14 protein-coding genes are annotated in these 16,996 nt (G+C 76.0%); 11 read left to right on the top strand and 3 right to left on the bottom strand.

Annotated features, from left to right (window positions below):
- The first annotated feature begins 87 nt into the window (after positions 1–87).
- The 4 genes from ACFY07_RS07845 to ACFY07_RS07830 all read left to right on the top strand — a co-directional run bounded on the left by ACFY07_RS07845 (position 88) and on the right by ACFY07_RS07830 (position 2,971).
- Positions 88–726 carry an AIM24 family protein gene (locus tag ACFY07_RS07845; protein ID WP_230650746.1) on the top strand — a complete coding sequence of 213 codons (639 nt, stop codon included), beginning with the start codon at positions 88–90 and terminating at the stop codon, positions 724–726.
- The gene (locus ACFY07_RS07840) at positions 726–1,376 is read left to right on the top strand and encodes an AIM24 family protein (protein ID WP_390867852.1); all 651 of its coding nucleotides are present in this window, start codon (positions 726–728) and stop codon (positions 1,374–1,376) included. Before ACFY07_RS07845 ends, ACFY07_RS07840 begins: the two co-directional genes overlap by 1 nt.
- Complete coding sequence (locus tag ACFY07_RS07835) at positions 1,376–2,365, top strand: AIM24 family protein (RefSeq protein ID WP_390867851.1); 990 nt, start codon at positions 1,376–1,378, stop codon at positions 2,363–2,365. Before ACFY07_RS07840 ends, ACFY07_RS07835 begins: the two co-directional genes overlap by 1 nt.
- Positions 2,366–2,458: 93 nt before the next feature.
- Positions 2,459–2,971 (top strand): MarR family winged helix-turn-helix transcriptional regulator, encoded by a 513-nt coding sequence (locus ACFY07_RS07830; protein WP_390867850.1) that lies wholly within the window; start codon positions 2,459–2,461, stop codon positions 2,969–2,971.
- A 70-nt stretch (positions 2,972–3,041) separates the two neighbouring features.
- Here the strand turns inward: ACFY07_RS07830 and meaB are convergent, their stop codons facing one another.
- The gene (gene meaB, locus ACFY07_RS07825) at positions 3,042–3,998 is read right to left on the bottom strand and encodes a methylmalonyl Co-A mutase-associated GTPase MeaB (protein WP_230650735.1); all 957 of its coding nucleotides are present in this window, start codon (positions 3,996–3,998) and stop codon (positions 3,042–3,044) included.
- Between the two features lie 146 nt (positions 3,999–4,144).
- Positions 4,145–5,347: an acetyl-CoA C-acetyltransferase gene (locus tag ACFY07_RS07820; RefSeq protein WP_390867849.1), complete on the bottom strand. Its 1,203-nt coding sequence runs from the start codon at positions 5,345–5,347 to the stop codon at positions 4,145–4,147.
- A 412-nt stretch (positions 5,348–5,759) separates the two neighbouring features.
- On the opposite strand from ACFY07_RS07820, the gene mce reads away from it, so the two are divergent.
- The 3 genes from mce to ACFY07_RS07805 all read left to right on the top strand — a co-directional run bounded on the left by mce (position 5,760) and on the right by ACFY07_RS07805 (position 11,902).
- Positions 5,760–6,206 carry a methylmalonyl-CoA epimerase gene (mce, locus tag ACFY07_RS07815; protein WP_390867848.1) on the top strand — a complete coding sequence of 149 codons (447 nt, stop codon included), beginning with the start codon at positions 5,760–5,762 and terminating at the stop codon, positions 6,204–6,206.
- 575 nt (positions 6,207–6,781) lie between these two features.
- Positions 6,782–10,864 carry a hypothetical protein gene (locus ACFY07_RS07810; RefSeq protein WP_390867846.1) on the top strand — a complete coding sequence of 1,361 codons (4,083 nt, stop codon included), beginning with the start codon at positions 6,782–6,784 and terminating at the stop codon, positions 10,862–10,864.
- Positions 10,865–10,969: 105 nt separating this feature from the next.
- Positions 10,970–11,902, top strand: a complete 933-nt coding sequence (locus ACFY07_RS07805; RefSeq protein ID WP_230650723.1) for a cellulose-binding protein — start codon at positions 10,970–10,972, stop codon at positions 11,900–11,902.
- Between the two features lie 231 nt (positions 11,903–12,133).
- On the opposite strand, the gene ACFY07_RS07800 is transcribed toward ACFY07_RS07805, so the two are convergent.
- Positions 12,134–12,943 (bottom strand): alpha/beta fold hydrolase, encoded by an 810-nt coding sequence (locus ACFY07_RS07800; RefSeq protein WP_390867845.1) that lies wholly within the window; start codon positions 12,941–12,943, stop codon positions 12,134–12,136.
- A 76-nt stretch (positions 12,944–13,019) separates the two neighbouring features.
- On the opposite strand from ACFY07_RS07800, the gene ACFY07_RS07795 reads away from it, so the two are divergent.
- The 4 genes from ACFY07_RS07795 to ACFY07_RS07780 all read left to right on the top strand — a co-directional run bounded on the left by ACFY07_RS07795 (position 13,020) and on the right by ACFY07_RS07780 (position 16,986).
- Entirely contained in the window at positions 13,020–14,072 is a 1,053-nt protein-coding gene (locus ACFY07_RS07795) for an ABC transporter ATP-binding protein (protein ID WP_390867844.1), read from the top strand.
- A 1-nt stretch (position 14,073) separates the two neighbouring features.
- A complete protein-coding gene (locus ACFY07_RS07790; protein ID WP_390867843.1) occupies positions 14,074–14,844 on the top strand; it encodes an ABC transporter permease subunit in 771 nt (256 codons plus the stop codon).
- A gap of 216 nt (positions 14,845–15,060) precedes the next feature.
- The gene (locus tag ACFY07_RS07785) at positions 15,061–16,107 is read left to right on the top strand and encodes an ABC transporter ATP-binding protein (protein WP_390867841.1); all 1,047 of its coding nucleotides are present in this window, start codon (positions 15,061–15,063) and stop codon (positions 16,105–16,107) included.
- A gap of 3 nt (positions 16,108–16,110) precedes the next feature.
- Complete coding sequence (locus tag ACFY07_RS07780; RefSeq protein ID WP_390867840.1) at positions 16,111–16,986, top strand: ABC transporter permease; 876 nt, start codon at positions 16,111–16,113, stop codon at positions 16,984–16,986.
- Positions 16,987–16,996: the final 10 nt, after the last annotated feature.

The raw sequence follows: 16,996 nt of genomic DNA, 5'->3' as shown, positions 1-16,996 counted from the left end.
CGGGCGGTCCGGGACATATCCCGGATCGGTACCGGTGCGGCGCGCGCCCCTCGCCCGATCGGCCGGATGCGGGCTACCTTGTCGCCCGTGGCACAGTTTCGACTGCAGGGGTCCAAGGTGCTCGCCGTCGACATGACGGGCGACGCCGTGAAGGCCCGGAACGGGTCCATGGTCGCGTACACCGGCCAGATGAACTTCAAGAAGCTCTCCGGCGGCGGTGAGGGACTGCGCGGCATGGTCGCGCGCCGCCTGACCGGCGAGCAGATGGTGGTGATGGAGGTCAAGGGGCAGGGGACCTGCTACTTCGCGGAGCGCGCCACCGAGGTGAACCTGGTGCGGCTGAACGGGGAGGCGCTCTTCGTCGAGGCCGACAACCTGCTCTGCACGGAGGCGACGCTGCACACCGGCACGTCGTTCACCGGACTGCACGGCGCGGCCTCCGGCAACGGGCTGTTCACCACCAAGGTGGAGGGCCACGGCTGGGCGGCGGTGATGTCGGACGGCCCGGCGATCATCCTGCGGGTCTCGCAGGGGATGCCGCTGCGGGTCGACCCGGGGGCGTACATCGCGCACACCGGCAACCTCAACCGGAACTTCAGGTCGGGTGCGGGCTTCAGCACCTTCTTCGGCGAGGGGGGCGGCGAGGCGATGCAGATCGAGTTCGTCGGCGACGGGCTGGTGTACGTGCAGCCGTCGGAGCGCGTGACGGTCGGCGGTGACGTCTGATGCCGTTCACGAAGATCAACGGCAAGATGGTCGAGGCGCAGGTCCTCCCCGGCCAGAAGGTGTTCAGCCAGCGCGGCGCGATGCTCGCCTACAGCGGCCAGGTCACCTTCACGCCCAACATGGCGGGCGGCCAGGGCGGCCTGATGTCGATGATCGGCCGCCGGGTGGCCAACGAGGACACCCCGCTCATGACGGTCGAGGGGCAGGGCAGGGTGATGTTCGGGCACGGGGGCCACAACGTCCACGTGATCGACCTGGCCGGCGACACCCTCTACGTGGAGGCCGACCGGCTGCTCGCCTTCGACGGCACGCTGCAGCAGTCGACGATGTTCATGGGCTCGCAGGGCGGCGTGATGGGCATGGTGCGCGGCCAGGTGACCGGGCAGGGCCTGTTCACCACCCAGCTGAGCGGCCAGGGCTCGGTGGCGGTGATGGCCCACGGCGGCGTCATCGAGCTGCCGATCACGCCCCAGCAGCCGGTCCACGTCGACCCGCAGGCGTACGTGGCGCACCGGGGCCAGGTGCAGAACAAGCTGTCCACGGCGCTGGGCTGGCGCGACATGATGGGGCGCGGCTCGGGCGAGGCGTTCCAGCTGGAGCTGTCCGGCCACGGAGCGGTGTACGTGCAGGCCAGTGAGGAGAAGCTCTGATGTCCTACCCGCCGCAGCCGCCGCCGTACGGGCAGCAGGGCTACCCCCAGCAGCAGGGGTATCCGCCCCAGCAGGGGTATCCGCCCCAGCAGGGGTATCCGCAGCAGGGCTATCCGCCGCCCCAGGGGGGCTACCCGCCCCCGCAGCCGCAGCAGTACGGCGGCCCGCAGGCGCCCCTGCCGCAGACGGCGGCCGGCGGCCCGGTGGTGCACGACGCGCACACCCTGCCGGTGAACGACAACGTCAACCCGTACGCCTTCTCCGTGGACCTCAACGGCCAGTACTTCCTGCAGAAGGGGAAGATGGTCGCGTACTACGGGAACATCCAGTTCCACGGCATCGGGCACGGCCCGCTGGACCAGCTGGTGGGGCGGAGCTTCCACTCGCCGCTGCACGCCGCGGACTGGGTGGTGGCCGAGGGCCAGGGGAGGATGATTCTGGCCGACCGGGCGTTCGACCTGAACTCCTACGACCTGGAGAACGGCAACCTCACCGTCCGCTCGGGCAACCTGCTGGCGTTCGACCCGAGCCTGTCGCTGAAGCAGTCGATCATCCCGGGGTTCCTCACCCTGATCGGCACGGGCAAGTTCGTGGCGGCGTCCAACGGGCCGGTGCACTTCGTGGAGCCGCCGGTCCGGGTGGACCCGCAGGCCCTGGTGGGCTGGGCGGACTGTCCGTCGCCGTGCCACCACTACGACCACAGCTACATGCGGGGCGTGCTGGGCGGCATCCGGCAGCTGACCGGGCTCGGCGGGGTCTCCGGCGAGGAGCACCAGTTCGAGTTCATCGGCGCGGGCCAGGTGCTGCTGCAGTCGTCGGAGAAGCTGATGGCGGAGATCAACACCGGGCACGTGCCGAACGAGGCGGGCATCCCGGGCGCGGGCGCGCCCTCCCACACCCCGCAGCAGTACGGCGGGCAGCAGCTGCCCAACGTGAACATCCCGGGGCTGGGCAACCTGGGGGACCTGGGGCGCCGCTTCGGCCTGTGACACGGCCGGCCGGGACACGGCCGGGAGTGGGGTCCGTCACAGGCGGGCCCCACTTTTCGTACAAAGTTAAACAACCTTGGGTATCATGTCCCCATGGACGCCGACACCGCCTCCCAGGACCCCGCCGCCCCCGACGCCGAGGGCAGGGCCCCCTGGCTCTCCGTGCGGGAGCAGCAGCTGTGGCGCGCCCACCTCGACGTGAGCAGGCTGCTGGAGCACCAGCTGGGCCGGGAGCTCCAGCCGCACGGCCTGGCGATGAACGACTACGAGATCCTCGTGGTGCTCTCGGAGGAGCCCAAGCGGCGGATGCGGATGACCGACCTGGCCACCGCCACCCTGCAGTCCAAGAGCCGCCTCTCCCACCAGGTCACCCGGATGGAGAAGGACGGCCTGGTCGTCCGGGAGGGATGCCCGGGCGACCGCCGCGGCCTGTACGCGGTGCTGACCGACAAGGGCTGGGAGACGCTGCAGAAGGTGGCCCCGGACCACGTCCGCAGCGTCCGCCACCACTTCATCGACCGGTTCGACGAGGACCAGGTCGCCGCCCTCTACGAGGCGCTGGCCCCCGTCGCCGAGCACCTGAGGTCGCTGCGCGGCCGCGGCTGAGCCGCCCGCCGCACCGCATCCCGCCCACCGGCCCGCAGGCGCCCGCGCCGACCGCGGGCGCCCGGGCGGGTCAGGCCCCGGTGAGGCCGTCGACCAGGCCGTCGGCGGCCGCGTACGGGTCCAGCGTGCCCGCCGCGACCCGCTCGGCCAGCGCGTCCAGCCGCCGGTCGCCGTGCAGGTCGCCCATCCGGCTGCGCAGCGCCGCCACCGCGATCGCCTCGACCTCGTCGGCCGCCCGGCGCCGGCGGCGGGCCGCCAGCTCGCCGTGCTCCTCCATCCAGGCGCGGTGCTTCTCCAGCGCCTCGACGACCTCGTCCACGCCCTCGCCGCGCGCCGCGACCGTCTTGACGATCGGCGGCCGCCAGTCGCCGGGCGCGCGGGACTCCCCCAGGCCCAGCATGTGGTTCAGCTCGCGGGCGGTCGCGTCGGCGCCGTCCCGGTCCGCCTTGTTGACCACGAAGACGTCGCCGATCTCCAGGATGCCCGCCTTCGCGGCCTGGATGCCGTCGCCCATGCCGGGCGCCAGCAGCACCACGGTCGTGTCGGCCTGGGCGGCGACCTCCACCTCGGACTGGCCGACGCCGACCGTCTCCACCAGGACCACGTCGCAGCCGGCCGCGTCCAGCACCCGCAGCGCCTGCGGGGCGGCCCAGGACAGGCCGCCGAGGTGGCCGCGGGTGGCCATGGAGCGGATGTAGACCTCGGGGTCGGTGGCGTGCTCCTGCATGCGCACCCGGTCGCCGAGCAGCGCCCCGCCGGAGAACGGCGAGGACGGGTCCACCGCCAGCACGCCGACCCGCTTGCCGCGCCGGCGGTAGGCGGCGACCAGCGCGGAGGTGGAGGTGGACTTGCCCACGCCCGGGGAGCCGGTCAGCCCCACCGTGTACGCGCGGCCGGTGTGCGGCGCGAGCGCCGCCATCGCCTCCCGCAGCTGCGGCGCGGCGTTCTCCACCAGGGAGATCAGCCGGGCCACCGCCCGCGGGCGGCCCTGCCGCGCCTGCTCCACCAGCGTCGGCACATCGATCATGAAGGTCATCTCTCCCGGCAGTCGGCGGCGAGGGGGCGCATGCGGGACCGTACCCGCGTGCACCCCCGACCGTACGTCGGACCGTGGACCGGCCCCTGGGGCGGGCGGCGCCCCGGGACCGTCGGTCCCGGGGCGCCGCCGCGCGGTCAGGCCCTCGGCACCCGGAGGACCAGGGCGTCGCCCTGGCCGCCGCCGCCGCAGAGGGCGGCCGCGCCGACGCCGCCGCCGCGGCGCTGCAGCTCCAGCGCCAGGTGCAGCACGATGCGGGCGCCGGACATGCCGATCGGGTGGCCGAGCGCGATGGCGCCGCCGTTGACGTTGACCTTCTCGGGGGTGACGCCCAGGTCCTTCATGGACTGCACGGCGACCGCGGCGAAGGCCTCGTTGATCTCGATCAGGTCGAGGTCGGCGACGGTCAGGCCCTCCTTGGCGAGCGCGTGGGCGATCGCGTTGGACGGCTGCGACTGGAGGGAGTTGTCGGGGCCGGCGACGTTGCCGTGGGCGCCGATCTCGGCGATCCAGGACAGGCCCAGCTCCTCGGCCTTCACCCTGCTCATCACGACCACCGCGGCGGCGCCGTCGGAGATCTGCGAGGAGGTGCCGGCGGTGATGGTGCCGTCCTTGCTGAAGGCGGGGCGCAGCCGGCCCAGCGACTCCGCGGTGGTCTCGGGGCGGATGCCCTCGTCCTGGGAGAAGAGCACCGGGTCGCCCTTGCGCTGCGGGATCTCCACGGGGGCGATCTCGGCGTCGAAGAGGCCGTTCTTCTGGGCGGCGGCGGCGCGCTGGTGGGAGAGGGCGGCGATCTCGTCCTGCTCGGCGCGGCCGATGCCCAGCCGGGTGTTGTGCTTCTCGGTGGACTCGCCCATGGCGATGTTCTCGAAGGCGTCGGTGAGGCCGTCGTGCGCCATCGCGTCGAGCATCTGCACGGCGCCGTACTTGTAGCCCTCGCGGGACTTCGGCAGCAGGTGCGGGGCGTTGGTCATCGACTCCTGGCCGCCGGCCACGACGACGTCGAACTCGCCGGCCCGGATCAGCTGGTCGGCCAGGGCGATGGCGTCCAGACCGGAGAGGCAGACCTTGTTGACGGTCAGGGCGGGCACGTTCATCGGGATGCCCGCCTTGACGGCGGCCTGGCGCGCGGGGATCTGGCCGGCGCCGGCCTGGAGCACCTGGCCCATGATCACGTACTGGACCTGCCCGCCGGTGATGCCGGCCCGCTCCAGGGCCGCCTTGATGGCGAAGCCGCCGAGGTCCGCGCCGGAGAAGGACTTGAGGGAGCCGAGCAGACGGCCCATCGGGGTGCGCGCACCTGCGACGATGACAGAGGTGGTGCCTGCGGATCCGGTCATGGAACGAGCCCCTTCGCACGTCATGGCCACGGGCCCCGGCGCGGCGGGCACCGGCCGTCCCGGCGGGCCGGGCGGCCGCGGCGGCCGGGCGGGCGGGGCCCGGGTGAGGGTTTTCGCCCAATGTACTGAGCCGTATCCCCGCCGTCACCGCAGCCGGGGTGTGATCACGGGCACGTCGCGGGCCGGTTTCGCCCGCCCGGCCGACCGGGTCCCGGCGCGGCGGCGCGTCCGCTATGGGGGCACCCGGGGTGATCCGTCCCGCACGGGGTGTGAGCAGACTCGCAGGGCGCCCCACTGGCCGCCCCGCCGCCGGATGCGCTGGACTGGTGACCGTGCGGTCCCGGCCCGCCGGTCCGCACCCGCCCCGGCCGGCCCGCTTCCCGGGCCCCGGCCCCACCCTCAGGAGGCCGCCTTGCTCACCCGCATCGACCACATCGGCATCGCCTGCTTCGACCTCGACCGGACGGTGGAGTTCTACCGCTCCACCTACGGCTTCGAGGTCTTCCACAGCGAGGTCAACGAGGAGCAGGGGGTGCGCGAGGCGATGCTGCGCATCAACGGCACCGACGACGGCGGCGCCTCCTACCTCCAGCTGCTGGAGCCCACCCGCGAGGACTCCACCGTCGCCAAGTGGCTGGCGAAGAACGGCGAGGGGGTCCACCACATCGCCTTCGGCACCGCGGACGTGGACGCCGACGCCGCGGACGTCCGCGCCAAGGGCGTGCGGGTGCTGTACGACGAGCCGCGGACGGGCTCCATGGGGTCCCGCATCACCTTCCTCCACCCCAAGGACTGCGGCGGCGTCCTCACCGAGCTGGTGACCTCGGCGAAGGCCCACGGGGGGACCGGCGGCCACTGAGCGCCGGACCCCACGAATCCTTCGCCGGACCTCCACGGGAGGCCCCCACCCGCCGGGCCGGACACCGCAGAAGCTGCGGAACCCGCCGGTAACCAGGGAAAAAGCCGGAGGTGGCCGGTGGGGGCCCCCGCGGCACGACTACAATGCCCGGGTGCGCCCAAGCCCGTGGAGGACGGGCCGCTGGGACGCAGGCCGGCAGGCCGGCAGGCACGCGGACGAAGGGGACGAGCAGGGCAGCAGCGTGCGGGCGGCGGACGGTGCCCGGCGGCGGAGCCGCCGGGACGGCCGGACCGGAGGGGCGGCGGCAGCGGGCCGGTGAAGGTCGCGCCGGAATCTGTCACCATGCTCCGGTAAGGCAACAGTTTCGCCGAGGAGTTCACCCGGACGGCGGAGCGGCGCAGGACGGCCGCCCACCGGCCGGACGGCTCCGTCCGTGGCGGAGGGCCCTCGTCCCCGGGGTGCCGTCCACCGGCCGCGGGTGCAAGGGTCCGTCGGGACCGATCCCAGTCAGGGCAGGGGATCCGGTTGTCCCGCGCGGGTCGAGGACGCGACCAGGAGATGGATGGGACCGCGGAGTGCGGGGCTACGACCGCTACGAGGTTGACGATCACCTCTCCAAGTTCGAGGCCGAGATGGACCGGCTTCGGACGGAGCGGGACAAGGCCGTCGAGCATGCCGAGGACCTCGGCTACCAGGTGGAGGTCCTCAGGGCCAAGCTGCACGAGTCCCGTCGGCAGCTCGCCCAGCCGCGCGCCTTCGACTCCGTCACCGGGCAGGCCGAGCAGCTGCTGCGCACCGCGGAGATGCAGGCCCAGCAGCTGCGGGCGGACGCCGAGCGGCAGCTGCGCGAGTCCCAGGCGGCCACCCAGCGCCTGATGGCCGAGGCCGCCGAGCGCAGCGCCCGGCTGGACGCCGAGATGCAGGCCGAGGCCCGTGCCCGCCGGCAGCGCCTGGAGGAGGAGCTGGCGGAGCTGCGGCGCAACGCCGAACGGCACGTCAGCGAGAACGTCAACTGGGCCGAGCAGGCCCGCGCCGGCACGGAGCAGGAGTCCCAGCGGCTCCTCCAGGAGTCCCGGCTGGAGGCGGAGCGGCTGCTGGCCGCCGCCCGTGCCGAGGCGGCCGCCATCGCCGACCAGGCCCGCGCCCAGACCGCCGCCGACGTCGAGTCGACCCGCGCCGAGGCGGAGCGCGCCCTTCAGCGCGCCCAGGAGCAGGCCGAGCGGCTGCTGAAGGCCGCCGCCGAGCAGGCCCAGGAGGCCGCCTCGCAGGCCGAGCGGCTGCGCGGCAGCGCCGCCAGCGAGGCGGAGGGCCGCCTGGCCGCCGCCCAGGACGAGATCGCGCGGCTCAAGCGCGAGGCCGCCGAGGCGGAGGCCGCCGCCGAGCAGGCCCTGGCCCGGTCCCGGGCCGAGGTGGAGCGGCTGCGGGCGGAGGCCGCCGCCGAGGCGGAGCGGGCCCGCCGCGAGGCCGCCGAGCTGCGCGCCGAGGCCGAGCGGTCCGCCGAGCAGCTGCAGGCGGACGCCGAGGCCGCCGCCGAGCGCCGGGTGGCCGACACCGAGGCCGCCAGCGAGCAGCGGACCGCGACCGCGAAGGCCGAGATCGCCCGCATGGTGGCCAACGCCACCAGGGAGGCGGACCGCATCAAGGCCGAGGCCGCCGAGGCCAGGGCGGCCGCGGAGGCGGAGGCGGAGCGGCTCCGCGCCGAGGCCGAGGCCACCGCGGAGGCGCTGCGGGCCGAGGCCCTGGAGCAGGGCCGCAGCGAGGGCGCCAAGGACGCCACGGTGCACCTGGCCAAGGCCGCCCGCACCGCCGAGGACGTGGTGGCCCGCGCCACCGTCGCGGCCGAGGAGACCCGGGCGGAGGCCGCCGCCGAGGCGGAGCGGATCCGGGCCGAGGCCAAGGCGGAGGTGGAGCGGCTCCGCGCCGAGGCGGAGGCCGCCGCCGAGCAGGCGCAGAGCGCCGTCCTGGGCGAGACCGCGGACATCCGCGCCCGCATCCAGGACATGCAGGACGAGGCGGCCCGGTTCCGCGCCGAGGCCGAGCAGCTGCGGGCCGAGGCCGCCGCGGAGGCCGAGCGGGCCCGCAGCGAGGCCCGGCGCCAGGCCGTGGTGCAGATCGAGGAGTCCGCCCGCAGCGCCGAGGAGCTGCTGACCCGGGCCAAGGCCGACGCCGACGACCTGCGGGCCGGCGCCGCCGGCGAGGTGGAGCGGCTGCGCGAGCAGGCCAAGGAGCGGGCGGCGGAGGTCCAGGGCCGCGCCGAGCAGGTGCTGGCGCGGGCCCGCGACGAGGCCGAGAAGATCACCGCCGAGGCCGAGCGGCTGCGCGACCAGGAGCGGGAGGCCGCCGGCCAGGAGGCCGAGCGGCTGGCGCGGCAGGCCGCGGAGCACGCGGAGACGGTGCGCCGGGAGGCCGAGGAGTTCTCCGCCCGGGTCCGCGCCGAGGCGGACGCGGAGGCGCGGGCGCTGCGGGCCGAGACGGACTCCGTGGTGCGGACGCAGCGCGAGGAGGCCGAGGCCTACGCCGCGGCCCTGCGCGAGGAGGCCGCCCGGGAGCGGGAGGCCGCCTCGGAGGGGCTGCAGCGCGAGCAGGCCGAGACCGCGGCGCTGCTGGCGGCCGCCGAGCAGGCCGCCCGCGAGGCGGAGCAGGCGGCGGCGGAGCTGGCGGAGCGGACGGCCCGGGAGGCCGAGGAGGTCCGGGCGGCGGCCGCCGCCGAGGCGGAGGAGCTGCGGGGCCGTGTGGCCGCCGAGGTGGCCGCCTCGCGGGCCGACGCCGAGGGCGAGGCGGTCCGGCTGCGGGCCGACGCCCAGGCCGAGGCCGAGGAGCTGCGGGCCGGTGCCCGGGAGGAGTCCGAGCGGCTGCGGGCGGACGCCGAGGTGGAGACCGCCCGGCTGCGCGAGGAGGCCCGCCAGGCGCAGGAGACCGCGGAGCAGCTGGGCGCCGAGCTGATGGCGGAGGCCGAGGCGCGGGCCGCCGCGCTGGCCGCCGAGGCGGAGCAGGAGCGCATCGCGGCCCGCGAGGAGGCGGCGCGGCTCTCCGCCGAGGCCGCCGAGCGGCTGGAGGGGGCCCGGAGCGAGGCCGCCCGCACCCTCGGCGAGGCCGAGCGGCGCGCCGCCGAGCTGGTGGCCGCCGCCGAGGACGAGGCCGCCCAGGTGCGCCAGTCGGTGGCGGGCCTGTACGAGGCGGCGGAGCGCCAGACGGCCCAGCTGCGGGCGGACGCCGAGCGGGAGTCCGCCGAGGTGCGGACCGCGGCCGGGCGGGAGACCGCGGAGCTGCGGGAGGCTGCCGCCCGGGAGGTCGCCGAGCTGCGGTCGCGGGTCGGCGCCGAGGCGGAGCGGGTCCGCGAGGAGGCCGCGGAGGCCGCCTCCCGGCTGCACGCCGAGGCCGACGGCTACGCCGCCCGGGTGCGGGCGGAGGCCGACGCGGACCGGCGGTCCGCCGAGGCGTACGGCCGCGACCAGCGGGCCGCGGCCGATGCGGACGCCACGCGGCTGCTGGCCGAGGCCGAGGAGCTGGCGGCCGCCGCGCGGTCCGAGGCCGACGAGTACGCCGTCGCCACCCGGGCCGCGGCGGCCCGGACCCTCGCCGAGGCGGAGGAGCGGGCGGAGTCCCTGGTCGCACAGGCGCGGGCGGAGGCCGAGGCGCTGACCGGGGAGGCCCAGACGGCCGCGCTGGCGACCACCGCCGCCGCCGAGGAGCAGGCGGACGCCATGGTGGCGGCCGCCCGCAAGGAGGCCGACCGGCTGGTCGCCGAGGGCGCCGCCGAGGGCCGCAGCGCGGTGGAGCGCGCCAGGGCGGACGCCGACGCGCTGCTCGCGGAGGTCCGCCGGGACTCCACGGCGATCCGGGAGCGGGCCGAGGAGCTGCGCGACCGGACGCACGCGGAGGTCGAGGAGCTGCACGAGCGGGCCCGCAAGGAGGCCGCGGAGGCGCTGCGGTCGGCCGGCGAGCGGGTCGACAAGCTGGTGAGGGCGGCTCAGGAGCAGCTCACCGAGGCCGAGGAGCAGGCGGTGGAGACCGTGGCGGAGGCCGAGGAGCGGGCCGCCGCGCTGGTCGCCGCCGCGGAGGAGCGGGCGTCGGAGCTGAACTCCGAGGCGTCCGCGGAGGCCAGCAAGGTCCGCATCGCCGCCGTGCGCAAGGCGGAGGCCCTGCTGAAGGAGGCCGAGCAGAAGCTCGCCGACTCCGAGGCGGAGGCCGAGCGGCGCCGCACCGAGGCCGACGAGCGGCTCTCCGCCGCCCAGGGGGAGGCGGAGGAGCGGCTGGAGAAGGCGGCGGCCGAGGTCGAGGAGCGGCTGCGGGAGGCCGGGGAGAAGGCCGAGGAGGAGCTGCGCCTCGCGCGCGAGGAGGCGGAGCGGATCGTGGCGGAGGCCCGCGGGGAGGCCGACCGCACCACGCAGGCGGGGAAGCGCGAGCTGGACGAGCTGGTGCGGCGCCGCAAGGACATCAACACCGAGATCGCGCGCGTCCAGGACGTGCTGTCGGCGCTGGAGGCCTTCGAGGCCCCGCCAGCTGCCGGTCAGCGCAGCGGGGGGACCAGCGGGGGAAGCGGTACGGGCAAGGCGGGCGGCGGCCCCGGAGGCCGCGACGGGGGCGCCAGGGCAGGGGCCGGGGTCGGCTCCGCACGACCGGGTGGAAAGCGGGCCGACGGCCCACCACCCGATTGAGCGGACATTGTGCACCAACCCCCGGCTTCCGCTCGATGACACTCCGGATTCGTGCCAGGATTCCCCCTATCACCTCACCGGTCTTACGACAGGAACCCCATCCCCATGAGCGACACTCACTCTCCGCACGGCTTCGACGTCGTGCGCCGCGGGTACGAGCGCGCCCAGGTCGACGAGCGCATCACCAAGCTGGTCAGCGACCGGGACAGTGCCCTCTCGCGCATCACGGCCCTGGAGAAGCGCATCGAGGAGCTGCACCTCGAGACGCAGAACGCGCAGGCGGCCGTCACCGACGCCGAGCCCTCGTACGCCGGCCTCGGCGCGCGCGTGGAGAAGATCCTGCGGCTGGCCGAGGAGGAGGCCAAGGACCTGCGGGACGAGGCGCACCGGGCCGCCGAGCAGCACCGCGAGCTGGCCGAGGCCGCGGCGCAGCAGGTCCGCTCGGAGGCCGAGGCCTACGCGAAGGACCGCAAGGCGAAGGCCGAGGAGGAGGGCCGGCGCATCGTCGACAAGGCCGACTCCGACGCCGCCCAGCTGCGGGCCGAGGCCACCAAGGACGCGCAGAACAAGCGCGAGGAGGCGGACGCCCTCTTCGAGGAGACCCGCGCCAAGGCCGCCCAGGCCGCGGCCGACTTCGAGACCAACCTGGCGAAGCGGCGCGAGCAGTCCGAGCGCGACCTGGCGGCCCGCCAGGCCAAGGCGGAGAAGCGGCTGGCGGAGATCGAGCACCGCGCCGAGCAGCTCCGCCTGGAGGCGGAGAAGCTGCGGACCGACGCCGAGCGCCGGGCCCGCCAGACGGTGGAGACCGCGCAGCGGCAGTCCGAGGACATCGTGGCGGACGCCAACGCCAAGGCCGACCGCATCCGCAGCGAGTCCGAGCGTGAGCTGGCGGCGCTGACCAACCGCCGCGACTCCATCAACGCCCAGCTCACCAATGTCCGCGAGATGCTGGCGACGCTGACCGGTGCCGCGGTGGCCGCGGCCGGCAGCAGCGACGACGACCTGGGCCGCAGCGTCCCGGCGCAGCAGAGCCGCTGACCCGGGGTCGGTTCCTGAGGTGATCCCCGGCCGCCCCGCGGCCGGGGATCACCTGCGTCCGGGGAAGATGCGGGGCGGAGCGGGGGCGGGAGCGGTCCGGGCGGTCGGCGCCTCCGCGGGCGGGGCCTGAAGGGGGCTGCCGGGGGTGCGGGGGGGGCCGCAGGCCGGGTCCGCGGGCGGGGTCCACGGGCCGGGGGCTGCAGGTGCGGCCTGCCGGGGGGCTACGAGGGGCTACGGGCGGTCCGCCGCGGTGACGCGGGCCAGCAGCGCGCGCACGGCGTCGTCGAAGGCGTCGGGGGCTTCCAGCGGGGTGAGGTGCCCCGCCCCGGGGACGATCCGCAGCTCCGCGTCGGGCAGGGCCCCGGCCATCGCCCGGGCGTCGCCCACGGGCGTGATGGCGTCCTCCTCGCCGACCACCACCAGCGCCGGCACGGAGACCGCGGGCAGCACGTCGCGGCTGCCGGGCCGGGCGGCCATCGCCCGCTGCGCCCAGGCGACCGCCGCGGGCGCGGCCTCGGACATCAGCGCGCGGACCCGGTCCACGACCTCCGGCCGCTCCCGGACGGTGGTGGCGGAGAGCTGGGGCTGCGGGAGCTGCTCGTCCACCAGCAGCCGGACGCTGTCGCGGGCCAGGACGGCGCGGGCGATCCGCTCCCGGTTGGCACGGGCCTCCCCGGTGTCGGGGTCGGCCTTGGTGTCGGCGAGCAGCAGCCCGGCGAGCCGGTCGCCGTGGCGGCGGGCGAAGGCCAGGGCGACGTACCCGCCCATGGACAGGCCGCCGACCACCGCCCGTCCGACGCCGGACCGGTCCAGCAGCCGGGCGACGTCGTCGGCGAGCACGTCCAGCGAGGGCGCCTCGCCGCTCTGCGGGGCGGCGCCGAAGCCGCGCAGGTCGGGGGCGAGGACCCGGGCCGCCGTGCCGTCCGGGCCGGGCAGCACGGCGAGCTGGCGCTCCCACATCCGGGACGACAGGGGGAAGGCGTGCAGCAGCACGAGCGGGGTGCCGGTGCCGGACTCGCGGACGTGCTGCGGTTCGCTCATGCCCCCACCGTAGCGGCGTAGTCTGACAGCGCGTGGGGTGCCACGGCCGCCGACGCCCGTCAGGGAGCGAGCACCGATGATCGAGCTGCACGAGCTGACCAAGCGCTACGGGGACAAGCTGGCGGTGGACCGGCTGAGCTTCGCCATCCCGCCCGGCGTGGTGACGGGCTTCCTCGGCCCCAACGGCGCGGGCAAGTCCACGACGATGCGCATGATCCTCGACCTGGACCGGCCGACCTCCGGCCGGGTCCTCATCGACGGCAGGCACTACGCGCAGCTGCGCGAGCCGGTGAAGTACATCGGGGCGCTGCTGGAGGCGAAGGCGCTCCACCCCGGGCGCAGCGCCCGCAACCACCTGCTGTGGCTGGCGCAGAGCAACCGCGTCCCCGTCCGCCGGGTCGACGAGGTGCTGGCGATGGTGGGCCTGTCGGAGGTGGCGGACAAGCGGTCGGGCGGGTTCTCGCTGGGCATGGGGCAGCGCCTCGGCATCGCCGCCGCCCTGCTGGGCGACCCGCGGATCCTCATGTTCGACGAGCCGGTCAACGGGCTGGACCCGGAGGGGATCCTCTGGGTGCGCAACCTGATGAAGCGGCTGGCCGCCGAGGGCCGCACCGTCTTCGTCTCCTCCCACCTGATGAGCGAGATGGCGCTCACCGCCGACCACCTGGTCGTCATCGGGCGGGGCCGGCTGCTGGCCGACCTGCCGATGACGGAGTTCATCGACCGCAACTCGCGCTCCGCCGTGCGGATCCGAACGCCGCAGCCCGAGGCGCTGCTGGACGCCCTCGCCGGTGCGGCGGTCACGGCGGAGCCGGTGGAGGACGGCGCGTACGAGGTGGCGGGCGGCGACGCGGCGAAGATCGGCGAACTGGCGGCGGCGGCGGGCGTCGTGCTGCACGAGCTGAGCCCGCAGCGGGCGTCGCTGGAGGAGGCGTTCATGCGGATGACCGCCGAGTCGGTGGAGTACCAGGCGGGCGGCGGGTCCGGGACCGCGGCGGCCGGGCCGCCGGCGCCCGGCGGGTCCACGGCCGAGGGGTCCGCGGCCGGCGGGTCCGCGGGCTGGGGCGCGGACTGGGGGCAGCGGTCCGGCGGCGGGCGGCGCGGCCGGCGGAAGACGGAGGAGTCCTGACATGGCGGCACCCGGACCGGTCCTGCTCTCCGAGTGGACCAAGATCCGCACCGTGCGGTCCACGACCGTGACGCTGGCCGCCGCCTTCGTGGTGACGGTCGGCCTCTCCGCGGTCGTCTGCGCCCTGACCAACGCCAACTTCACCGAGGCCACCCGCAACGGCCGGAACGCCGTCTTCGACCCGACGTCGACCAGCTTCGCGGGGGTGTTCCTGGGCCAGCTGGCGGTGATCGTCTTCGGCGTGCTGGCGGTCGGCAACGAGTACAGCAGCGGCATGATCCGGGTGTCGCTGGCGGCCGTGCCGTGGCGGGGGGCGCTGCTGGCGGGGAAGACCGCCGTCGTGCTGGCCCTGGTGCTGGCGGTGGCGGCGCTGACGAGCTTCAGCTCGTTCCTGCTCGGGCAGGCGCTGCTGGGCCCGCACCGCACCTCGCTGGACGCGCCGCACGTGCTGCGGGCGGTGGTCGGCGCGGCGCTCTACATGGCGCTGATCTGCCTCTTCTCGGTGGGCGTGACGGCGATGCTGCGCAACCAGACGCTGGCGCTGGGCGTGCTGATGCCGTTCTTCTTCCTGGTGTCGCCGATCCTGTCGAACGTGCCCAAGGTGAAGACGGTGGCGCGGTACTTCCCCGACACGGCGGGCTCCCGCGTCACCTCGGTGCTCCAGCAGCCGGACGCCCCCTACGGGCCGTGGACGGGGCTGGGGATCTGCGCGCTGTGGACGGCGGCGGCCCTGCTCGGCGGCTGGCTGGTGCTGCGGCGCAGGGACGCCTGAGCGGCGGAGCGGCCGGGTCCGCCGCGGACGGGGCCGGCGGACCCGGGGGCACAGCGGGCCCGGGCACGTCATGATCGTGCAACAGCGGGACACGGAACCGGCCGGCGGGCTGCGCGGGACCCGGCCGGTGTGATGGGCTGTGCCCGTCCGGCACCCGCCGGGGCCGCCGCGCCGGAGGGGGCCGCCCGCCCACCGAGACGACCGAGGACGCACCGGATGATCGAGGCACACGGCCTCACCAAGCGCTACGGCCCCAGGACCGCCGTCGACGGGCTCACCTTCCGGGTGCGCCCCGGCGTCGTCACCGGCTTCCTGGGCCCCAACGGCTCGGGCAAGTCGACCACCATGCGGATGGCCGTCGGCCTGGAGGCGCCCACGTCGGGGACGGTCACCGTCGGCGGCGTCCCCTACCGGGAGCTGCCGAACGCGGCCCGCACGGTGGGCGCCCTGCTGGACGCCGGGGCCGTCCACGGCGGCCGCAGCGCCCGCAACCACCTGCTGTGCCTGGCGCAGCTGGCGGGCATCGGCGCACGGCGGGTGGACGAGGTGCTGGCGCTGGTGGGCCTGTCGGAGGTCGCGGGCCGGCGCTGCGGCGGCTTCTCGCTCGGCATGGGCCAGCGCCTCGGCATCGCCGCCGCCCTGCTGGGCGACCCGGAGGTGCTGCTCCTCGACGAACCGGTCAACGGGCTGGACCCGGAGGGCATCCACTGGGTGCGCACCCTGATGAGGGGCCTGGCCGCCGAGGGCCGCACGGTCCTCGTCTCCTCCCACCTGATGAGCGAGATGGCCCTCACCGCCGACCACCTCGTCGTCATCGGCCGGGGGCGGCTGCTCGCCGACACGAGCGTGCGCGAGTTCGTCGAGCACCACTCCGCGGGCTTCGTGCGGGTCCGCACGCCCGACGGGGCCGGGGAGCAGCGCACCAGGCTGGCCGGCGTCCTCGTCCGGGCGGGTGCGCACGCCGAGCCGGAGCCCGACGGCGCGCTGCGGGTGACCGGGCTGACGGCGGCGGGCATCAGCGACCTGGCGCACGGGCACGGGGTGCGGCTGCACGAACTGGCGCCGCACCACGCGTCGCTGGAGGAGGCGTACATGCGCCTGACCCAGGGGGCCGTCGAGTACCGCTCGGCCGTGCCGGCGGCCGGCGGGCCCGCGGCCCCGGGCCCCTGGCCGCCCGCGGCCCCCGGGCACGCCCCGGGTGCCGTCCCCCACCCGTACGACACCGCCGCGGCCGCCGCGGGCGGGCGCGAGAGCGAGGCCTGAGCCGTGGCGCACCCCACCCCCTCCCCCGCCGGCGGTCCCCGCGCGGACGCCGCGTACGGGGACGGCCCGTCCGGGGACGCCGCGTACGGGGACGGCCCGTCCGGGCGCCCCCTGCCGGAGCCCCCCGTGCAGGAGCCCGGCCTGCGCCACGCGCTGGCCTCGGAGTGGACGAAGATCCGCAGCGTGCCGTCGACGGTGTGGACGCTGGCCGTCGCGGTCGGCGCCGTCGTCGGCATCGGCGGGGCGGCGGTCGCCTGGTCGAAGGGGGGCACCCGGCCGGGCGACAACATCCTGGGCCTGGGCCTGGGCGGCTTCCTCGTCGGGCAGATCGCCGTGATCGTCCTCGGGGTGCTCACCGTCACCTCCGAGTACGGCAGCGGCATGATCCGCACGACGCTGGTCGCCTGCCCCCGGCGGACCCGGGTGCTCACCGCCAAGGCCGCGGTCCTCGCCGGCCTGGTCCTCGTGGCCGGCACCGCATCGGTCGGGCTCTTCGCCGCGCTGGCGGTCCTCGTGCTCGGCCCCGGGGCCGGGCCCCAGCCGGCGGGGCGGCTGCTGGACGCGGTGGCGGGCGGCGGCCTGTACCTGACGGTGGTCGCCCTGATGTCGCTGGCGGTGGGCACCCTGCTGCGGCACGGCGCGGGAGCGATCGCGGCGATGATCGGCTTCGTGCTGCTGCCGGTCGTCCTGGGGCTCTTCGCGGGCGAGCGGCTGGGCCCCTACCTGCTCAGGCACTCGGCGGTCGCGACCTCGGCGTCGCTCTTCGGCAGCGGTTTCGACCCGGACACCGGCTGCTGGCGGCTGCTGGCGACGCTGGCGGGCCTCACCGCGGTGCTGCTGGCGGGCGCGTACGCGGCGGCCGTCCGGCGGGACGTCTGACCGGACGGCG

It is taken from the genome of Streptomyces sp. NPDC001380, from assembly GCF_042895785.1.
Classification (GTDB): Bacteria; Actinomycetota; Actinomycetes; order Streptomycetales; family Streptomycetaceae; genus Peterkaempfera.
Note: the sequence above shows the minus strand (reverse complement) of the source record. Positions and strands in the feature narration are given on the sequence as shown.